General features: G+C 69.6%; 14 protein-coding genes and 2 pseudogenes. 7 read left to right on the top strand and 9 right to left on the bottom strand.

Going from position 1 to position 16525, the window contains the following annotated elements; all coding sequences use genetic code 11:
* Positions 1 to 103: 103 nt before the first annotated feature.
* The 4 genes from OG410_RS25960 to OG410_RS25945 form a co-directional block, all read right to left on the bottom strand.
* Entirely contained in the window at positions 104 to 1183 is a 1080-nt protein-coding gene (locus tag OG410_RS25960; protein ID WP_329301353.1) for a hypothetical protein, read from the bottom strand.
* Between the two features lie 38 nt (positions 1184 to 1221).
* Positions 1222 to 2157 (bottom strand): N-acetylneuraminate synthase family protein, encoded by a 936-nt coding sequence (locus OG410_RS25955; RefSeq protein ID WP_328671066.1) that lies wholly within the window; start codon positions 2155 to 2157, stop codon positions 1222 to 1224.
* A 13-nt stretch (positions 2158 to 2170) separates the two neighbouring features.
* Positions 2171 to 3478, bottom strand: coding sequence for an N-acylneuraminate cytidylyltransferase (locus OG410_RS25950; RefSeq protein WP_329301352.1), 1308 nt, complete (start codon positions 3476 to 3478; stop codon positions 2171 to 2173).
* A 76-nt stretch (positions 3479 to 3554) separates the two neighbouring features.
* Entirely contained in the window at positions 3555 to 4889 is a 1335-nt protein-coding gene (locus OG410_RS25945) for a DUF6716 putative glycosyltransferase (RefSeq protein ID WP_329301351.1), read from the bottom strand.
* 198 nt (positions 4890 to 5087) lie between these two features.
* On the opposite strand from OG410_RS25945, the gene OG410_RS25940 reads away from it, so the two are divergent.
* The 5 genes from OG410_RS25940 to OG410_RS25920 all read left to right on the top strand — a co-directional run bounded on the left by OG410_RS25940 (position 5088) and on the right by OG410_RS25920 (position 10415).
* Positions 5088 to 6068 (top strand): glycosyltransferase family 2 protein, encoded by a 981-nt coding sequence (locus tag OG410_RS25940; RefSeq protein ID WP_329301350.1) that lies wholly within the window; start codon positions 5088 to 5090, stop codon positions 6066 to 6068.
* Positions 6065 to 7399, top strand: coding sequence for a polysialyltransferase family glycosyltransferase (locus OG410_RS25935; RefSeq protein WP_329301349.1), 1335 nt, complete (start codon positions 6065 to 6067; stop codon positions 7397 to 7399). The genes OG410_RS25940 and OG410_RS25935 overlap by 4 nt, the downstream gene beginning before the upstream one ends.
* Positions 7400 to 7641: 242 nt before the next feature.
* Complete coding sequence (locus OG410_RS25930) at positions 7642 to 8805, top strand: acyltransferase family protein (protein ID WP_443063798.1); 1164 nt, start codon at positions 7642 to 7644, stop codon at positions 8803 to 8805.
* Between the two features lie 105 nt (positions 8806 to 8910).
* On the top strand, positions 8911 to 9168 hold the full coding sequence (locus tag OG410_RS25925) for a hypothetical protein (RefSeq protein ID WP_329301348.1): 258 nt from the start codon (positions 8911 to 8913) through the stop codon (positions 9166 to 9168).
* A gap of 302 nt (positions 9169 to 9470) precedes the next feature.
* A complete protein-coding gene (locus OG410_RS25920) occupies positions 9471 to 10415 on the top strand; it encodes a class I SAM-dependent methyltransferase (RefSeq protein WP_329301347.1) in 945 nt (314 codons plus the stop codon).
* Between the two features lie 224 nt (positions 10416 to 10639).
* On the opposite strand, the pseudogene OG410_RS25915 reads toward OG410_RS25920, so the two are convergent.
* Positions 10640 to 10828 (bottom strand): annotated as a pseudogene (locus tag OG410_RS25915) (LysE family transporter); the annotation flags it as partial.
* Between the two features lie 213 nt (positions 10829 to 11041).
* Between OG410_RS25915 and OG410_RS25910 the strand changes: the two are divergent.
* Positions 11042 to 11494: a hypothetical protein gene (locus OG410_RS25910; protein ID WP_329301346.1), complete on the top strand. Its 453-nt coding sequence runs from the start codon at positions 11042 to 11044 to the stop codon at positions 11492 to 11494.
* Positions 11495 to 11711: 217 nt separating this feature from the next.
* Here OG410_RS25910 and OG410_RS25905 read toward each other — a convergent pair whose 3' ends face one another.
* The 4 genes and pseudogenes from OG410_RS25905 to OG410_RS25890 form a co-directional block, all read right to left on the bottom strand.
* The gene (locus tag OG410_RS25905; RefSeq protein ID WP_329301345.1) at positions 11712 to 11924 is read right to left on the bottom strand and encodes a hypothetical protein; all 213 of its coding nucleotides are present in this window, start codon (positions 11922 to 11924) and stop codon (positions 11712 to 11714) included.
* Between the two features lie 404 nt (positions 11925 to 12328).
* A complete protein-coding gene (leuE, locus tag OG410_RS25900) occupies positions 12329 to 12970 on the bottom strand; it encodes a leucine efflux protein LeuE (protein ID WP_329301344.1) in 642 nt (213 codons plus the stop codon).
* Between the two features lie 231 nt (positions 12971 to 13201).
* Positions 13202 to 14782: an acyl-CoA mutase large subunit family protein gene (locus OG410_RS25895; protein WP_329301343.1), complete on the bottom strand. Its 1581-nt coding sequence runs from the start codon at positions 14780 to 14782 to the stop codon at positions 13202 to 13204.
* Positions 14783 to 14915: 133 nt separating this feature from the next.
* Positions 14916 to 15293, bottom strand: a pseudogene (locus OG410_RS25890) (RNA-guided endonuclease InsQ/TnpB family protein); the annotation flags it as partial.
* 306 nt (positions 15294 to 15599) lie between these two features.
* Here OG410_RS25890 and OG410_RS25885 point away from each other — a divergent pair.
* Positions 15600 to 16499, top strand: a complete 900-nt coding sequence (locus OG410_RS25885) for a L,D-transpeptidase family protein (protein ID WP_329301342.1) — start codon at positions 15600 to 15602, stop codon at positions 16497 to 16499.
* Positions 16500 to 16525 lie beyond the last annotated feature (26 nt).

Here is a 16525-nt window from a genome sequence, read left to right as displayed (position 1 = left end):
CGGAGGGACCGGATTGATCCGCGTAGATCATGTGGCGGATGCACGGAGAGAGCCCGGCGCGGTGCGCCGGGCTCTGAACGCCTGAATGTACTTGTGGCTTGAACTAGATAATGGAGACCGCCGAGAGACGGTGGACGTCCCGGGCGGTCCCGGTGACCCCGGACAGGAAACCCTGGGCGCGCGGAGAGGCGTTCTCCGTCAGCCAGCTCGGGTCGATGTCGCAGACCGCGACGCGCACCTCGGTGCCAGCCAGGGCGAGCGGCAGCGTGTGCACGACCGTGGACGGGAAGCTCAGAATCGTCCGGCCTATGGGACCGCGCCGGGCGATCAGTTCGAGCGGCAGGTCGGGCCGGACGATTTCCAGACCCGTCTCGACGGCCAGCCGGTGCAGCTTGTCGGAGCTCTCCCGGCGGTGCGCGAAGTAGCGGGTCGCGCCGTGCGCCTTGGCCAGCGCGCGGACGGCGTCCAGATAGCGGTCCGGGTCGACCACGCCGGTCTCGACCAGCGAGGTGCCGACCATGTCCGCGCTCTTGGTGATGCGCGGCGGGCCGAACCGGGCCCGGGTCCAGGAGAAGTCGTTGGCGGTGATGGTGACGCCGTCCGGCGCCGATTCGATCGGCATCGAGGAGAAGACCTCGACCGTACGGCGCTCGCTGGGCGTCAGCCGGCGGCGGGCCGAGGCGGACACGGGAGCGAAGAGCACGTCCCGCGGGCCGGGGCGGCCACCGCGCCGGTGCCAGCGCACCAGGCGTTCACCGCGGGCGAGCTGGGCGACGAACTCCATCGTCGCCGTGCCGTCGTCGACCACGACCAGGTCGCGCGCCCTGGTGATGGTCAGCAGGAGCTGCACATAGCGGGAGAACGGGTCCCCCATGACGATGCGCCGGGCCCGGCGCAGCATCGGTGTCAGTCCCCCGATGGTGTGGAAGGGGGCCGTGGTGCCGCCGCGCGCCTCCTCCCAGCGGACCGTGTGACCCTCGTCGCGCGCCAGTTCCGCCATCCGGCGGAGCTGACCGCGGGTCATCGGGTCGTTGGGAGACAGGACGACGAGGGTGAGCCCCGCGCCGGGCGCCGCACCGTTGTGGGCGTGTGCGTGCGCCCACTCCAGCACGTTCAGGAGCTGTACCGGACTCTCGACGAAGGCGAGAGTGGTGGAGCCGGCGGAACCGGCGCGAGGGCTCATCGACGTACGACCGTCCCGTCGTAAGGAATTCAGGGTGTTCAGACCGAGACGGGCTCGCCCGCGGCCGCGGCGATCTCGGCCTCGGCGACGACGCCCGTGACGCGGCGCAGCTTCTTCATCGGGCCGAGCTCGGAGTCGTAGACCTTCTTGACACCGTCGCCGAGGGAGGCCTCGATGGTGCGGATGTCGCGGACGAGGCGGGTCAGGCCCTGCGGCTCGACGGAGGCGGCCTGGTCGGAGCCCCACATCGCGCGGTCGAGGGTGATGTGACGCTCGACGAAGGCGGCACCGAGGGCGACCGCGGCGAGCGTGGTCTGCAGGCCCGTCTCGTGGCCGGAGTAGCCGATCGGAACGTTCGGGTACTCGGCCTGCAGGGTGTTGATGACGCGGAGGTTGAGCTCCTCGGCCTGCGCCGGGTAGGTCGACGTGGCGTGGCACATCAGGATGTTGTCCGAGCCGAGGACCTCGACCGCGTGGCGGATCTGCTTCGGCGTCGACATGCCGGTGGAGAGGATGACCGTGCGGCCCGTGGCGCGCAGCGAGCGGAGCAGCTCGTCGTCGGTCAGCGAGGCGGAGGCGACCTTGTGGGCCGGGACGTCGAACTTCTCCAGGAAGGCGACGGCCTCGGTGTCCCACGGGGAGGCGAACCAGTCAATGTTCTTGCTCTTGGCGTACTCGTCGATCTGGCGGTACTCGTCCTCACCGAACTCCACGCGGTGGCGGTAGTCGATGTAGGTCATGCGGCCCCAGGGGGTGTCGCGCTCGATGTCCCACTGGTCGCGCGGGGTGCAGATCTCCGGGGTGCGCTTCTGGAACTTGACGGCGTCACAGCCGGCCTCGGCGGCGGCGTCGATGAGCTTGAAGGCGTTCTCGAGCTCACCGTTGTGGTTGATGCCGATCTCGCCGACGACGTAGACGGGGTGGCCGGGGCCGGCGGTCTTCGAACCGAAGTTGCGCAGACGGGAGTTGCTCATGGTGAAACGTTCCTTACTTGTCGAGGGAGTCGAGAGAAGGGCCGAGGATCCAGCTGGCGATCTCTCGGATCGCGCCGTCGCCACCGGGGACGGTGGTGACCGCGCGTGCGGCGCCGCGCACGACGTCGTGGGCGCTCGCGACCGCCACCGGCCAGCCCACGAGGGCGAAGCAGGGGAGGTCGTTGACGTCGTTGCCGACGTAGAGCACGCGCTCAGGCGCGATGCCCTGCTCCTCGCACCACTGCTTCAGTGCGAGGTCTTTCCGGTCGATGCCGTGCAGGACCGGAATCTTGAGCTTCCGGGCCCGGGCTGCGACGACCGGGTTCTGTTCCGTGGACAGGATCAGCATCGTCAGCCCGCTCTTGCGGAGAGCCGCGATACCGAGTCCGTCCCCGCGGTGCACGGAGACGAACTCCCGTCCGTCGGAGTCGATCAGCACCCTGTCGTCGGTCTGGGTGCCGTCGAAGTCGAGGACGACCGCGTCGATGTCGGCTGCGGTCGGGAGGGTGCCGGGCCGGTTCGCGTCGAAGAGCGGCGCGAGGGCCCGGGCGCGGGCGAGGTCGTGCGGGTCGTCGATCTCCAGCACGCGGGCCGGGTCGGTGCGCACGAGTTCGGTGCGGCCGAAGAACCGGTGCTTCGCGACGCGGAAGCCGGCGGCCTCCATGGCGTAGACGGCACCGGTCTCCAGGAGGTCCTGGGGGCGGTCCTGGCGGCGCGGGCGGAAGGACTTGTCGTGGTTGACGCCGTAACCGCCACTGACGGCGGTTTCCGCGACCAGGACGCCGGTGCCGCCGTCGGCGGTCGCGCGCTCGGTCCCGGCGGCCACCGAGGCCGTGGGATCGTCGTCGCCGTCGCGCCACACGAAGCCGTGGAAGGGGGCCACGGTCAGCGCCGTGTCCGCGCCGTTCGAGACGATCGCGTCCACGACCCCGTCCACGTCCTCGCGGATGATGAACGGGCTGGTGCACTGGACGAGCAGGACCACGTCGACCGGGGAGCCGTGCAGCGCCTCGTGGGTGTCCATGGCGTGCAGGACGGCGGCCTCGGAGGTGGCGGTGTCCCCGGCGATGGCGGCGGGGCGCAGCACGACCTCGGCGCCGGCCTGGCGGGCGGCCGCCGCGATGGCCTGGTCGTCGGTGGAGACGACGACGTCCGTCACGAGGCGGGCGGCGCGGCACTCGCGCACCGCGCGGGCCACCAGCGGCACACCGCCTACGGGCAGGAGGTTCTTGGCGGGCACGCCCTTGGAGCCGCCGCGCGCGGGGATCACCGCGAGCACGCGGCGCACCGGCGCGGCCTGGCCCGCTTCGGAGTTGGTCATGCGCTGTTCTCCTTGACGAGGGAGGCGAGAGAGGCGTGAGGGGCGGGGGTCCGCGGGCTGCCCGCTGTCGGGGCGCTCACAGTTCACCCATCCGCCGGATCACCGGTGCCACGCGCTGGACGCCGTGGCGGTAGGCGCCGCGGGCGGCCCGGCGCACGAACTGCCGTACGGGGCTGGGTTCCCGGTCCGCCGCCGGGGCACCGGGCAGCGGGCTGCCGTCCGGGCCGAGGTGGTGGCGGGCGAGGATGCCGGGCAGATAGCCGGGCGCGGTGACGGGGGTGTAGTAGGGAGCGAGCGGCGGCAGCTCGTCCGCAGCGAGCAGTCCGGTGATGCGCTGCCGTGCCGCGTCGAAGGCAGTCTCGTACGATCCGTCGGCGGCGACGCCCTGCCGGGCCACCCAGTCCGGGTCGGGCACCGGCCGGTGCCCCGTGTCGAGCTGGTCCCAGGAGGCGAGGCAGCCCGAGCCCACGAAGTGGTGGTTGCCGAGCGCCTCGCGCACCCCGAGGTCGCTGAGGACGACGGTGGGGATGCGCCGGTGCAGGGATTCCAGGGCGGCGGTGGAGCTGATGGTGACGAGCAAGTCGGTGCGGTCGAGGACCTCACCCATGTGCCCGTACACCAGCCGGAAGTTGGCCGGCGGATCCGCCTTCTGCACCAGTTTCTGGTACGGCAGCTCCTCGATGTGCGTGGTGTGCTCGCCCGGCTTGGAGCGCAGCTTGAGCAGGACCTCGCGGTCCGGGTGCAGCCGCGCGTGGCCGATGAGCCGGTCCAGCAGGTACGTACGGTCCTTGCGGCTCTCCGGCACGGAGGGCTGGGCGGCGAAGACGACCGTGTAGGGCCGCCCCGGCCGCTCGGACGGGTCGTGCTCCGCGTACGCGGCCCCGCCGAGGAAGGGCAGCGCGACCTCGGTCACCGACCCGGCGTCGGCTCCGACCCCCTCGTACACGGCCCGGAAGCGGTCCGCGTCCTGGCGGGAGTTGGCGAGGACGAGGTCCGCGCCGTGCCGCAGGAGCAGCCCGTCGGCGAGCTTCTCGTAGACGACGCCGACATAGCCGGTGACGACCAGGGGCCGCTTCGCGCGTCCTTCCCAGGCGCGGGAGAGGCCGTGCAGGACCGCCTGGACGGCACCGCCGACCAGGGCGAGGACGACCACGTCGTAGACGTCGTCCTCCTGGCCCAGCTCGCGCAGGAATTCGAGGGCGGTGACCTCGCGGAGGGAGTCCGCTCGGACGCCGACCTCTTCGAGCTGGCGGGCGGTCGGGGTGGCACGGCCGCGCAGGAGGAATCCGTCGAGGTGGATGTCCGATCCTGCGGGGGAGACGCGGTTCGCGGTGAGCGAACCCCACTTCCACCGGGTGTCGGAATCCGCGAGGACGGCCACTCGCAGCGACTTCGAGGTACTTGCTGGCACGCCCTAGACGCTAGGAAGCCATTCCAAGGAGTGGCCCAACCTGACTACAACAAACGGTTAACAGCGCGTCGACGAATGGGGAATCAGCCAGGGATCGGCTGAGAAAACGACGTGGTTCACGGTACCGCCACGCGTCGTTCACCTTGCATCTCACCAACGGTAAAGACGAATGCCGGGCCGCCCCCTAACGTCACAGGGGTGGTCAAGCTCTCCGTCATCGTGCCGTTCTACAACGTGCAGCAATACGCGCCCGACACCCTGAAGAGCCTGCGTGCCAACGCACGGCAGGATTTCGAATTCATTCTCGTCGACGACTGCTCGCGCGACGAGACACCGGACATCCTCGCGCGCGCCGAGCGCGAGCTCCCGGGTGCGGTGTATGTCAGACACGAGAAGAACGGAGGACTGGCCACCGCCCGCAACACCGGGATCGACACCGCGCGTGGCGAGTACCTCACGTTCCTCGACGGGGACGACTGGCTCGCCCCCGGTTACTACGAACAACTCGTCTCCTCCATCGAGGACCTGGGCTGCGACTTCGTCCGTACGGACCATGTCCAGTGCACCGCGCGGGCCCGCAGCGTCCACCGTGTTCCGCACGGCCGCCGCGGAGTCGTCATGGACCCCCGTGACGCCATCCTCCCCTCCGACCGCTCCACCTCTGTCGACTACGCCTACGCCTGGGCGGGCATCTACCACCGCCGGCTGGTCGACCGGGGCCTGCTCCACTTCACCGACGGGCTGCGCACGGCCGAGGACCGGCCGTGGATCTGGAAGCTGCACCGGGAGGCGGAATCCTTCGCCACGGTGGGCCTGCTCGGCGTGTTCTACCGGCGTGGCGTCGCCTCCTCCCTCACCCAGATCGGGGACGTGCGCCAACTCGATTTCATTCGCGCGTTCGACCAGGTCGTGGCGGAAACAGCCGAGGACCGGGACGCGGACAAACTCCTGCCCAAGGCCGTGCGCACCTATTGCGCGATTATTTCCCACCACCTGGGATCCATCGAAAGGTTCGAGCCGGCAGTGGCACGGAAACTGAAGTCCATGAGTGCCGTCGCACTGCGCCGAATGCCCCAGGCCGTGCTCGACGAGGCCCTCGACTCGATGGACGTCCAGCGCGCCACCCGGCTGCGCCGGCTGCGCCGACGGCCCGCGCCCGCCGCGGGGGTGGCCGCGTGACCACCCAGATCTTCATGGCGTCCACGCTGTACGGCACGGCCACGCTCGCCGCGGCCCTCGACACCGACAGCTTCGGGCCCGCCGACCGGCGCATCCTTCTCGTCTCCAACAACGCGGCGACGCCGGAGACGACGTCCGCGGTGGACGAGATGCCCGGCTTCGAGCGGCTGCGCGGCCGCTTCGACGACGTCATCTCGTGGAACGAGACCATCTCCCCCTTCCACCCGGGCGGCTGGGCTCCGCGTCCGGACGACGTCCCCCTGTGGGAGCGGCATCTGCGGCTCGCCTGGAACCTCGGCGACGACGACATCGAACTGGCCGTGGAGTCGATCCAGGTCAACCCGGCGCTCGGCATCTCCCAGATCTTCATGGGCGCGCCCGTCACGGTGTACGCCGACGGCCTGATGAGCTACGGCCCCACCCGCAACAAGATCGACCCGCTGGTCGGCACCCGGGTGACCCGGCTGCTCCATCTGGACCTGGTCCCCGGCCTGAAGCCGCTGCTGCTCACCGAGTTCGACGTCGAGCCGCAGCTCGTGCCCACGGACGCGTTCGTGAAGGTGCTCGCCGAACTCGTCGACACCGGTGACGAACTGCCGTCGATCGACGAGCCGGCCCTGCTGCTCGGCCAGTACCTCTCCGCGCTGGAGATCCTCACCGCCGAGGAGGAGGAGGAGCTCCACGTACGCATGCTGAAGGGGGCCCTCGCGCTCGGCCACACCCGCGTGGTGTTCAAGCCGCACCCCTCGGCCCCGGCGCGCTGGTCGCGGCTGCTGGAGAAGGAGGCCGAGAGGCTGGGCGCGGACCTCACCGTCCTCGACACCCCGGTCCTCGCGGAGGTGCTCTACCAGCGGATGCGTCCCGCGCTGGTCGTCGGCTGCTTCTCCACGGCGCTGCTCACGGCGTCCGCGCTGTACGGCCTGCCGGTCGCCCGCGTCGGAACCGGCCCGCTGCTGGACCGGCTCACCCCGTACGAGAACAGCAACCGCGTCCCGGTGACCATCGTCGACGCGCTGCTGCCCGAGCTGACGGACAGCGCGGCGGTCACCGAGCAGCGCCCCGGCATGGGCGTGGAGGACCTGACGCGGCTTCTGAGAGCCGTCGGCTTCGCGATGCAGCCGAAGATCTACCCGGAACTGCGTCCGGCGGCCGAGAGCTATCTGACGAACCAGCTCACCCAGGACACCTGGCGCTACTTCAAGCGCAAGCGCCTGACCTCGCTGGCCCTGCCCGGCGCGGTCCCGGCCCAGCTCGCCTTCATCCCGCGCAACGCGACCGTGCGCCGGGTCGCCCGGAGGGCGCGCTCGCTGAGGCGGGCGGTGGGCCGCTAGGGCCGCTTCGCACGCGGAACACAGGGGCGGGGCCCGGTCGAACACGACCGGGCCCCGCCCCGTTTTCAGGCCTTCACGGACGAGGGCGATTTGTCACGATTCGGAAGAGTCCTCAACGCGGGGGCATCACAGAGATGAACTCCCGTGGGCGAGACGACGAACCGGCCTCGCCAGACCGTAAGAATCCCCGACTATCGGACTAACGTGCTGTGGGCCAGCTGAGTCCCATTGAGGGGAACCTTGTGATCGACACGCCCGAGGAGGCCCGCGGGACGTTGAACGGCACCGTGGTCCGTACCGTCCTGCCACCTGCCGAGACGACTGCCGCGCCCGGGCCCCCGGCACCCCGGGAGAACCGGCTGCGCGCCCTCGACGGGCTCCGGCTCGTCGCGGCCCTGATGGTCGCGGCGTACCACTACGGCGGCCGGGACGGCGAGGTGGTTCAGGCCTGGGGCACTTCGCCCAGCCATCAGTTCCCCACGCTGCACCATCTGTTCGCCTACGGCTGCCTGGGTGTACAGGTCTTCTTCGTGATCAGCGGGTTCGTCATCTGCATGAGCGGCTGGGGCCGGTCGCTGCGCTCCTTCTTCGCGTCCCGCGCCTCGCGGCTGCTGCCCGCGTACTGGGCCGCGATCATCATCGTGACGGCCGTGTTCGCCCTGCCCGTGGTCGCGTACAAGACGGTCTCCCCGAGCGACGCGCTGGTCAACCTCACCATGCTCCAGCAGCCGCTGGGCGTCGACCGGGTGCTCGGCGTGTGCTGGACTCTGTGGGCGGAGGTCCGCTTCTACGCCCTCTTCGCGCTGTGCATCGTGCTGCCGGGGGCGAACCGGCAGCGCGTGATCCTGTTCTGCGCCGGCTGGACCCTGGCCGCGGCCATCGCGCAGGGCGTGAACGAGCCGCTGCTCAACATGGTCCTGATGCCGGAGTACGCCCCGTACTTCATCGGCGGCGTCGGCCTCTACCTCGTCCACCGCGACCGGCGTGACGCGTACGCCTGGGGCATCGTCGCCGTGAGCTGGCTGATCGGCCAGCACGAGGCGGTCCAGGACCTGTGGCACGCCCCGAACCCGGCGTTCTTCTCCACCCGCTCGGCCTACGTCATCATCCTCGTCGTCACCTTCGGCTACGTCGCCGTCGCGGCGATCGCGCTGGGCTGGCTGCGCTGGGCGAACTGGCGCTGGCTGACGGTCGCCGGCGCGCTGACGTACCCGTTCTACCTGGTCCACGAACACCTCGGCTGGGTCGCCATCAAGGCCTACCACCGGACCCTGCACCTCCCGTCGTACGGCACGTTCCTGGCCACGATCGCCACGATGCTGCTGCTCGCCTGGCTGCTCAACCGGTTCGTGGAGAACCGGCTCACCCCGAAGCTCCGCACGGCGCTGGCCAAGCCGCGCCCGTAGCCGGCCCTCCGGCAGCCGCCGACGCGCCCGTGGCAGCCGAACGTCCGGCGCCCGTCCCCGGCTGAACATCACCCGCACTCCGAACGCAGCCGCCCCCGGTCACCCATGACCGGGGGCGGCCGTCATCTCCACGGCCGCGGAAAGGACGCCGCGGGACGGACCGGAACGGCCGCCGAGCTGGACGGCGACGACCGGCGCGGCCGTCTCGTCATCGCCCCGAAGACCACGCTTCTGCTGGAGACCGGCGTCTACGCGCTGGGCGGCAAGGAGGACGGCCGGCTGGTCGGCCGCAGCACCTTCCTGTCGGTCGGCCCGGCACGGACGGCACCCCGGGCGGACACATCGCCCCCGAAGCGCCTCTGACGGCCACCGGCGGTCCAGGGCGAGCTGGATGTCGTCCTTCCTCCGACTTCCTCCGACGCGCTGCCGGGAGGAGGGACGACATGCGCCCGTACCGATCTCCGCTCAACCTGAACCTGAACGAGCCTCCGCCAGGCCCGGACCCGTGCCCGTCTCCGCTCAACCTGAAATTGGCCCGCAGTTCATTTGGACCCTGGTTTGCCCAGGGCCCTTCGGGCAGATGCTGAACGTTCACGACTGAACCACAGGCGCCTCACAGACCGGGGTCGCCTTTCCGCCCGTCAGTGCAAGGGAGCGATCTCCTCATGACTGCCGCACAGGACACGAAACGCCCACCCCGCCGACTCGACGACGTCCCCGGGTGGTTTCCCGTTCTCGATCAGATGCTGTTCACATGGTTCCTGGAACGGCAGAAAGCCGCCGGCATCCGGGGCGACCTCCTTGAAGTCGGCGTGTACATGGGCAAGAGCGCGATCCTCCTCGGGCAGCATCGGCAGCCCGGAGAGGGGTACACCGTGTGCGACCTCTTCGAAGGCGACGCGCCCGACGGCGCCAACCGGGCGGAGTCGACGAAGTCGTACAGCGCGCTCACCCAGCGGGCCTTCGAGGAGAACTACCTCTCCTTCCACGACGAGCTGCCCCGCGTCCTGCCGGGCCCCAGCTCGCGGGTGCCGGACGAAGTCGAGCCCCGCTCCTGCCGGTTCGTCCACATCGACGCCTCGCACCTGTACGAGCACGTGTACGGGGACATCGGCGCCGCCCACGACCTCCTGCAGCCCGACGGCATCGTCGTCCTGGACGACTTCCGCTCGGAGCACACTCCGGGCGTCTCCATAGCCGCGTGGGAGGCCGTACTCAACCGGGGGCTGCGCCCCATATGTCTGAGCACCCAGAAGCTCTACGGGACCTGGGGCGACTCCTCGGCCGTCCAGGAGGAGCTGCTGAGCATGGTGCGCGGACGGGAGGACTGCCACCTGAGCGTCCAGCAGGCGGCAGGACACCCGATCATCCGCCTCAAGAGCAAGAACATGGAGGCGCCGCCGTTCCCGTACTCGCGACACCACACCGGGGAAGCCGACGGCGGCGGGACGAGCCCCGGGAGGGCGTCGGTGTCCCGGCGTCCGGTCACCTGGCGCCGCCGCACCAAGCGGATCGCCGCCGACGTGCTGCCGCCGGTCCTCACCCGCGCGATCCGCGGCGCCCGCGCCTCCCGGCGGACGACGGCGCGGCTGCCGGGCGGATCGCTGTGACGCCGGCTCAGCCGATTCGGTAGCGAACCTCGATCCGGCCGCGCACGCCGTCGGCGGAGCGTTTCCGCGCCGGAGCGGTTCCCCGTCGCCGTCGGCATGCTCGGCCTGTCCACCCGGATCCATCGCGGCGAGGCCCGCCGCGATGGATCCGGACCCGGCAACTCGGGCTCGGCCACCGCGGCTCCTCCCTCGCGGTGGCCGAGCGCCGGCTGCCCGATCGCGGGCTAGGCGCTGGCGAGCGTGAGCTTGACCGCGAAGCCGAGGAAGAGAGCGCCGGCGGCCGTCGTGGCACCCGCGGAGAGGCGCTTGCGCCTGCGGAAGGCGGCCGCGAGGCGCGTACCGCTGAATATCAGCGCGGTCAGGTAAAGGACGCTCGCGAGCTGGGCGAAGGCGCCGAGCATGACAGCGTGCAAGCGGCTCTTGCCACCCGTTCGAAGAACAAGCGTCATCATGAGAAGAATCGTCGTCCTACCAGGTTCCTCGGCGTCATGAAACACCAGTGCGGTAGGAACGTTAACGAAACGAATAACTACAAGACCCTTTCTACTGGCGAAGTGAAGGAGTACCGATACTTGCGGTGCCCCGATTGTCGGAAGCCCGGATTCGTGACACCGGACCCTGAGCATGTGTACTCGGCTCTGGCGCAGGCCGTCTTTGAGGCCCTGGGGGATTACGAGGTGATCCGCCGTGAGTACGCCCGAGGTGACGAGAACAGGCGAGAGCGCAAGCGGCTGGAAGACACCATTAGGTACTACATGGCTGGACTGGCGCCCCGGGGGATGTTTGTTGACTCTGCGTTCATGCGAGAGACGGCAGAGGCCACACTAGTCGCGCTCAAAAAAGACTTGGCGAAGATCGACCCGGAATCCACAAAGGACAGGTGGATCTACGAAAGCACCGGCATGACATACAGGCAGCATTGGGAGGCTGGTGGCGTAGAGGCCATGGAAAAGGACCTACTGAGTGCCGGAATCACTTTCGAACTCGGAAAGCAGGAAGATGGGGAACTGTTGGGGCAGTTGATCATTCCGCACGATGTTAAGAAGCGACTGATCAGGATGGGTGACAACTGGAGTTAGCTATACCGGCGCCCCTACGCAGCCTCTCAACCTGGGGCCGGTCGGCTCCCCGCCGGATGCTCCGCCGGTCGTTGTTTAACCGACTAAGGGTGTCGGTAGGTAAGTAAGTAGCTAAGTCTGTGTGGCCTCCAGGGGCACGCGTAAGGGCCCCGCCGTAAGGCGGGGCCCCATTCGTGTTTCCGGCCCCCCTGGGGGCCTTTGTGGCGTTCCTTGGGGGTTAACAGTCGAGGTCTATCGACTGCCCTTGCAGCGCCGCTAGGCGCACCATGATGGCGCGCATGGCCACGTACTCATCGGCACACCCGCTGAACATGAAATCCCCGCCCTGGACCATGAACGTCCCGTCATCCATTTTCAGCACTTGCCAGCGGATGTCGTTTAGCACGAACTCCCATACGTCCCCAGGTATGCCCGCTTGATAGCGATTCATCGTTCACGTACTCCCGTCGCCACTACGGGCCCCGCAAGGGCCCGCTAGCGGGCAGCCTATAGGCGGCCCTGGAACGCAAAGAAGAGGCCGTTCCCGAAGCAAGTCGGGGGCCCCTAAAGGGTGTTGCTCTGTGGCCGCCTTACAGGGGCCGCCCTCTAGGGGCTCAACTCACCTTGCGCCGAAGGCCAGTTGGAGGTAGCCACGGCCTTCACAGTGATTGGCTGCCGCTTCCGCCTGCTGGGCGTGCTGGCAAGGGCGGAGAACGGGGTGACCTTGGAAGGCTCCTGGGGCCCCTTCGGGAGCCTCTCGGGCAGGCCCAAGGCTCCTAGCGCCTCCTGTTGCTCCTGGAGGCTCAAGCGGGCGAACAGGGCCGCAGCATCGTCAACGTGAGACACACCAGCCCCCTACACGCTTGCCAGGGAGAGCTTCACCGCGAACCCGAGGAACAGCGCCCCGGCCGCCGAGGTGGCCCCGGCCGCTAGCCTCTGCCGTCGGCGGAAGGCAGCCGCCAAGCGGGACCCGCTGAAGATCAGCAGACTCAGGTACAGCACGCTCGCTACCTGGGCTAGCGCCCCCAGCACGACGAACCCGAGCAGCGGGTTGGACTCTGACACGAACTGAACGAAGAAGGCGACGAAGAACAGGATCGCCTTCGGGTTGAACAGGCTGATCACCAGCGCCCGCCGGAACGGCCGCTCCCCCGCCGCCTCGGTCTCCGCGCTCTCGGCGACCGGCTCCCGCCGGGCCTGCCACATCGCCCACGCGGCGCGCAGCATCCCGACCGCCAGCCAGGTCAGATATCCCGCACCGGCGTACTTCACGATGCTGAACAACACCGCGTTCGCCTGGAGCAGCGACGCCACACCGGCCGCGGACAGTGTCATCAGCACGGTGTCCCCGCACCACACACCCGCGGCGGCGGTATATCCCGTACGGACGCCGTTGCGGGCGGCGACGGACAGCACGTACAGCGAGTTCGGCCCCGGCAGGAGGACGATCAGGACAAGACCCGCGAGATAGGTGGGGAGATCGATGACACCAAGCATGAGAGCGAGTGTCGCACGCGGCTACGACAACGGGCAGAGGTGTCTCGCAGGTCAGTCACCGTCGAGGAGCGTGTCCACGGAGAGGTCGAGAACGACGCCGACGGATTCGGGGACCGGAACGCTCTGGCCCCGCTTGTAGCGCTCGGAGGCCGCGTACTTGCCGCCGACGGGGTCCCGGTGGAGCAGGACCCCGTCGTGCCTGCGGTCGGCGACGATGAAGGATCGCCCAGGTCAGAAGGCGTCCGACGGTACGTACGTCCCCCAGATCCCGCGCAGGGCGTTGCAGACCTCGCCGACCGTCGCGCGGGCGCGCAGGGCGTCCTTCATCGGGTACAGGACGTTGTCCGTGCCCTCGGCGGCCTTCTTCAGGGCGGCGAGGGCGGTGTCGACGGCCTCCTGGTCGCGCTCGGCGCGGAGCCGGGCGAGGCGTTCGGCCTGCTGTGCCTCGATGGCCGGGTCGACGCGCAGCGGTTCGTACGGCTCCTCCGCGTCGAGCTGGAAGCGGTTGACGCCGACCACCACGCGCTCGCCGGAGTCGGTCTCCTGGGCGACCCGGTAGGCGGAGCGCTCGATCTCGCCCTTCTGGAATCCGTGCTCGATGGCCCCGACCGCGCCGCCCAGGTCCTCGATCCGCGTCATGAGATCGACGGCCGCCGCCTCGACGTCGTCGGTCATGCTCTCGACGACGTACGAGCCGGCGAAGGGATCGACCGTCGCCGTCACGTCCGTCTCGTAGGCCAGCACCTGCTGGGTGCGCAGGGCCAGTCGCGCGGACTTGTCGGTGGGCAGCGCGATGGCCTCGTCGAAGGAGTTGGTGTGCAGCGACTGGGTGCCGCCGAGGACCGCGGCGAGGCCCTGGACCGCGACCCGGACGAGGTTCACCTCGGGCTGCTGCGCGGTGAGCTGGACGCCCGCCGTCTGGGTGTGGAAGCGCAGCATCAGCGACTTGGGGTTCTTCGCGCCGAACTCGTCCCGCATCACCCGGGCCCAGATCCGGCGTGCGGCACGGAACTTGGCGACCTCCTCCAGGATCGTCGTACGGGCGACGAAGAAGAAGGAGAGGCGGGGGGCGAAGTCGTCGACGTCCATGCCGGCGGCGACGGCCGTACGGACGTACTCGATGCCGTCGGCGAGCGTGAACGCGATCTCCTGTGCGGGAGAGGCCCCCGCCTCGGCCATGTGGTAGCCCGAGATCGAGATCGTGTTCCACTTCGGGATCTCGGCCCCGCAGTACTTGAAGATGTCCGCGATCAGCCGCAGGGACGGCTTGGGCGGGAAGATGTACGTGCCGCGGGCGATGTACTCCTTGAGGACGTCGTTCTGGACCGTGCCCGTCAACTGGTCCGCGGAGACGCCCTGTTCCTCGCCGACGAGCTGGTACATGAGCAGCAGCAGCGCGGCGGGCGCGTTGATCGTCATCGAGGTGGAGACCTTGTCCAGCGGGATCCCGGCGAACAGGACACGCATGTCGTCGACCGAGTCGATGGCCACACCGACCTTGCCGACCTCGCCGTGCGCGAGCGGGGCGTCCGAGTCGTGGCCCATCTGGGTGGGCAGGTCGAAGGCGACCGACAGGCCCGCCGTGCCGTGGGCGATGAGCTGCCGGTAGCGGGCGTTGGACTCCACGGCCGTGCCGAATCCCGCGTACTGGCGCATGGTCCACGGGCGGCCCGTGTACATCGAGGGGTACACGCCGCGGGTGAAGGGGTACGCGCCGGGCGCGCCGAGTTTCTCGGCCGGGTCCCAGCCCTCCAGGGCCTCGGGGCCGTAGAGCGGTTCGATGGGCAGTCCGGACTCGGATTCGCGCGTCATTGCTGTGCCTCCCGTGGAGCGGCCCGATGACAGGAATACGCCGACGACCCGACGACCTCGGCGCGACGGACTTTGACTTGCTCTCCCTCCCGGAGGAGGGAGATTCCGGCCTGCTCGCTCGGCCTCTGTGCCGCTATGCGGCACGGGTGTCGGGCGGGCTTCCGTGGCTTCCTGTTTCTTCGCGCTGTGCCGGGACGAGTCCTGGTCCTACCGGCGCTCCGCAGGCTGTCACCGCCAGTCCGGCGGCCGTTCTGACGTTGATCGCGGCGTTGTGGTCCCGGTCGTGGACGGCGCCGCGGGCGGTGCAGGTCCATTCTCGGACATGCAGAGGTTCGGGGCCGTCTTCGACACCGCAGGCCGAGCAGGTCCGCGAGGTCGGCTCGAACCGGCCGGTCCTGACCAGGACGCGCCCGTACCGGGCGGCCTTGTACACCAGCATGTGCACGAACCGTGCCCAGCCCGCGTCATGCACGCTCTTGGCCGGCCTGGTGCGCGCCAGTCCTTTGACCGCCCGTGACACTTCGCGCCACAGCCATCAGATTCGCTTCACCACCGGCCCGAAGGCCGATGCGCTGCGAAGGGATTCCGGTAGCGGCCGGGGCGCACCCGGTGGAGGACCCGCGCCGGGGCGTCGCCCAGGGAGTAGTCCGCGAGCTCGTTTTCCGCCGCTCTTCCGCCGTACGGCGGCTCGTTCCGTGGTTCTCTTCCACCATGCCGCCCAGTTCGCAACCGGTCACCCGCGGGGAGCATCTCAGGTGACACGACGGCGGGACGGGGGCCTGATGTGCACGACAGGACGGGTGGAACAGGGGTACGGATGCGTACGACCGGCTTGAAGAGATCGCTGGCCGCGCTCGCGGTGTTCGCCGTGGTGAGCGGCTGCACGGCGCACGCGGTGGACGCGGAGGGGAAGAAGTCGCCGGTGAGGATCGACGGTTCGGCCGGCTCGCCTCCCGGCGCGAGGGGGAAGGACGACGGCAAGCCCGCCTCCCCCTCGAAGGGCGAGGACGGCAAGGACGGCACATCCGGCACGTCCGGCTCCACGGGTGCGGGGAAGGACGAGGACCGGCCCGCCCCCGAGCCCGCCAAGGTCCTCTGGTCCCGGGGCGACCGCGGCGACGACGTCCGCAGGGCGCAGGCCCGGCTGCACCAGGTCGCCTGGCTGATCACCCCGCCGACGGGGACGTACGACGCCCGGACGACCGCGGCCGTGAAGGGGTTCCAGGGCAAGCGGGGGCTCCCGCGCACCGGTTCTCTGGACGCCGTGACCTGGCAGCGGCTGCGGAGGATGACGCACGAACCGGCCGCCTGGGAGCTGTATCCGTACGGCGGGCAGCCGGCCGCGAAGCCCGACCCGCGCTGTATGAAGGGCCGTGTGCTGTGCGTCAGCAAGACGAGCCGCACCCTGCGCTGGATGATCGACGGCAGGACGGTCTCGGAGATGGACGTCCGGTTCGGCTCGCAGTACACGCCCACCCGCGAAGGGGTGTTCAGCGTCTCCTTCAAGTCGCGCCACCATGTGTCGACGATCTACCACACGTCGATGCCGTACGCGATGTTCTTCAGCGGTGGCCAAGCGGTGCACTATTCCTCGGACTTCGCGGCCCGCGGCTACTACGGCGCCTCGCACGGGTGCGTCAACGTGCGGGACGAGAGCAAGGTGGCGGCGCTGTTCGCGCAGGTCCGCATGGGCGACAAGGTCGTCGTCTACTGGTGACGGTCCCCTGCGCGAGGGGAGAGAGT

The sequence above is a fragment of the Streptomyces sp. NBC_00659 genome (assembly GCF_036226925.1).
GTDB lineage: Bacteria > Actinomycetota > Actinomycetes > Streptomycetales > Streptomycetaceae > Streptomyces.
This window is presented reverse-complemented; position numbering and strand designations above follow the sequence as displayed.

Excerpts from the sequence above, each read along its gene's own strand:
- OG410_RS25960 (WP_329301353.1), bottom strand. The coding sequence starts at position 1,183 with ATGAGCCCTCGCGCCGGTTCCGCCGGCTCCACCACTCTCGCCTTCGTC.
- leuE (WP_329301344.1), bottom strand. The coding sequence starts at position 12,970 with ATGCTTGGTGTCATCGATCTCCCCACCTATCTCGCGGGTCTTGTCCTG.
- OG410_RS25905 (WP_329301345.1), bottom strand. The coding sequence starts at position 11,924 with ATGAATCGCTATCAAGCGGGCATACCTGGGGACGTATGGGAGTTCGTG.
- OG410_RS25950 (WP_329301352.1), bottom strand. The coding sequence starts at position 3,478 with ATGACCAACTCCGAAGCGGGCCAGGCCGCGCCGGTGCGCCGCGTGCTC.
- OG410_RS25885 (WP_329301342.1), top strand. The coding sequence starts at position 15,600 with ATGCGTACGACCGGCTTGAAGAGATCGCTGGCCGCGCTCGCGGTGTTC.
- OG410_RS25925 (WP_329301348.1), top strand. The coding sequence starts at position 8,911 with ATGACCGGGGGCGGCCGTCATCTCCACGGCCGCGGAAAGGACGCCGCG.
- OG410_RS25955 (WP_328671066.1), bottom strand. The coding sequence starts at position 2,157 with ATGAGCAACTCCCGTCTGCGCAACTTCGGTTCGAAGACCGCCGGCCCC.
- OG410_RS25895 (WP_329301343.1), bottom strand. The coding sequence starts at position 14,782 with ATGACGCGCGAATCCGAGTCCGGACTGCCCATCGAACCGCTCTACGGC.
- OG410_RS25920 (WP_329301347.1), top strand. The coding sequence starts at position 9,471 with ATGACTGCCGCACAGGACACGAAACGCCCACCCCGCCGACTCGACGAC.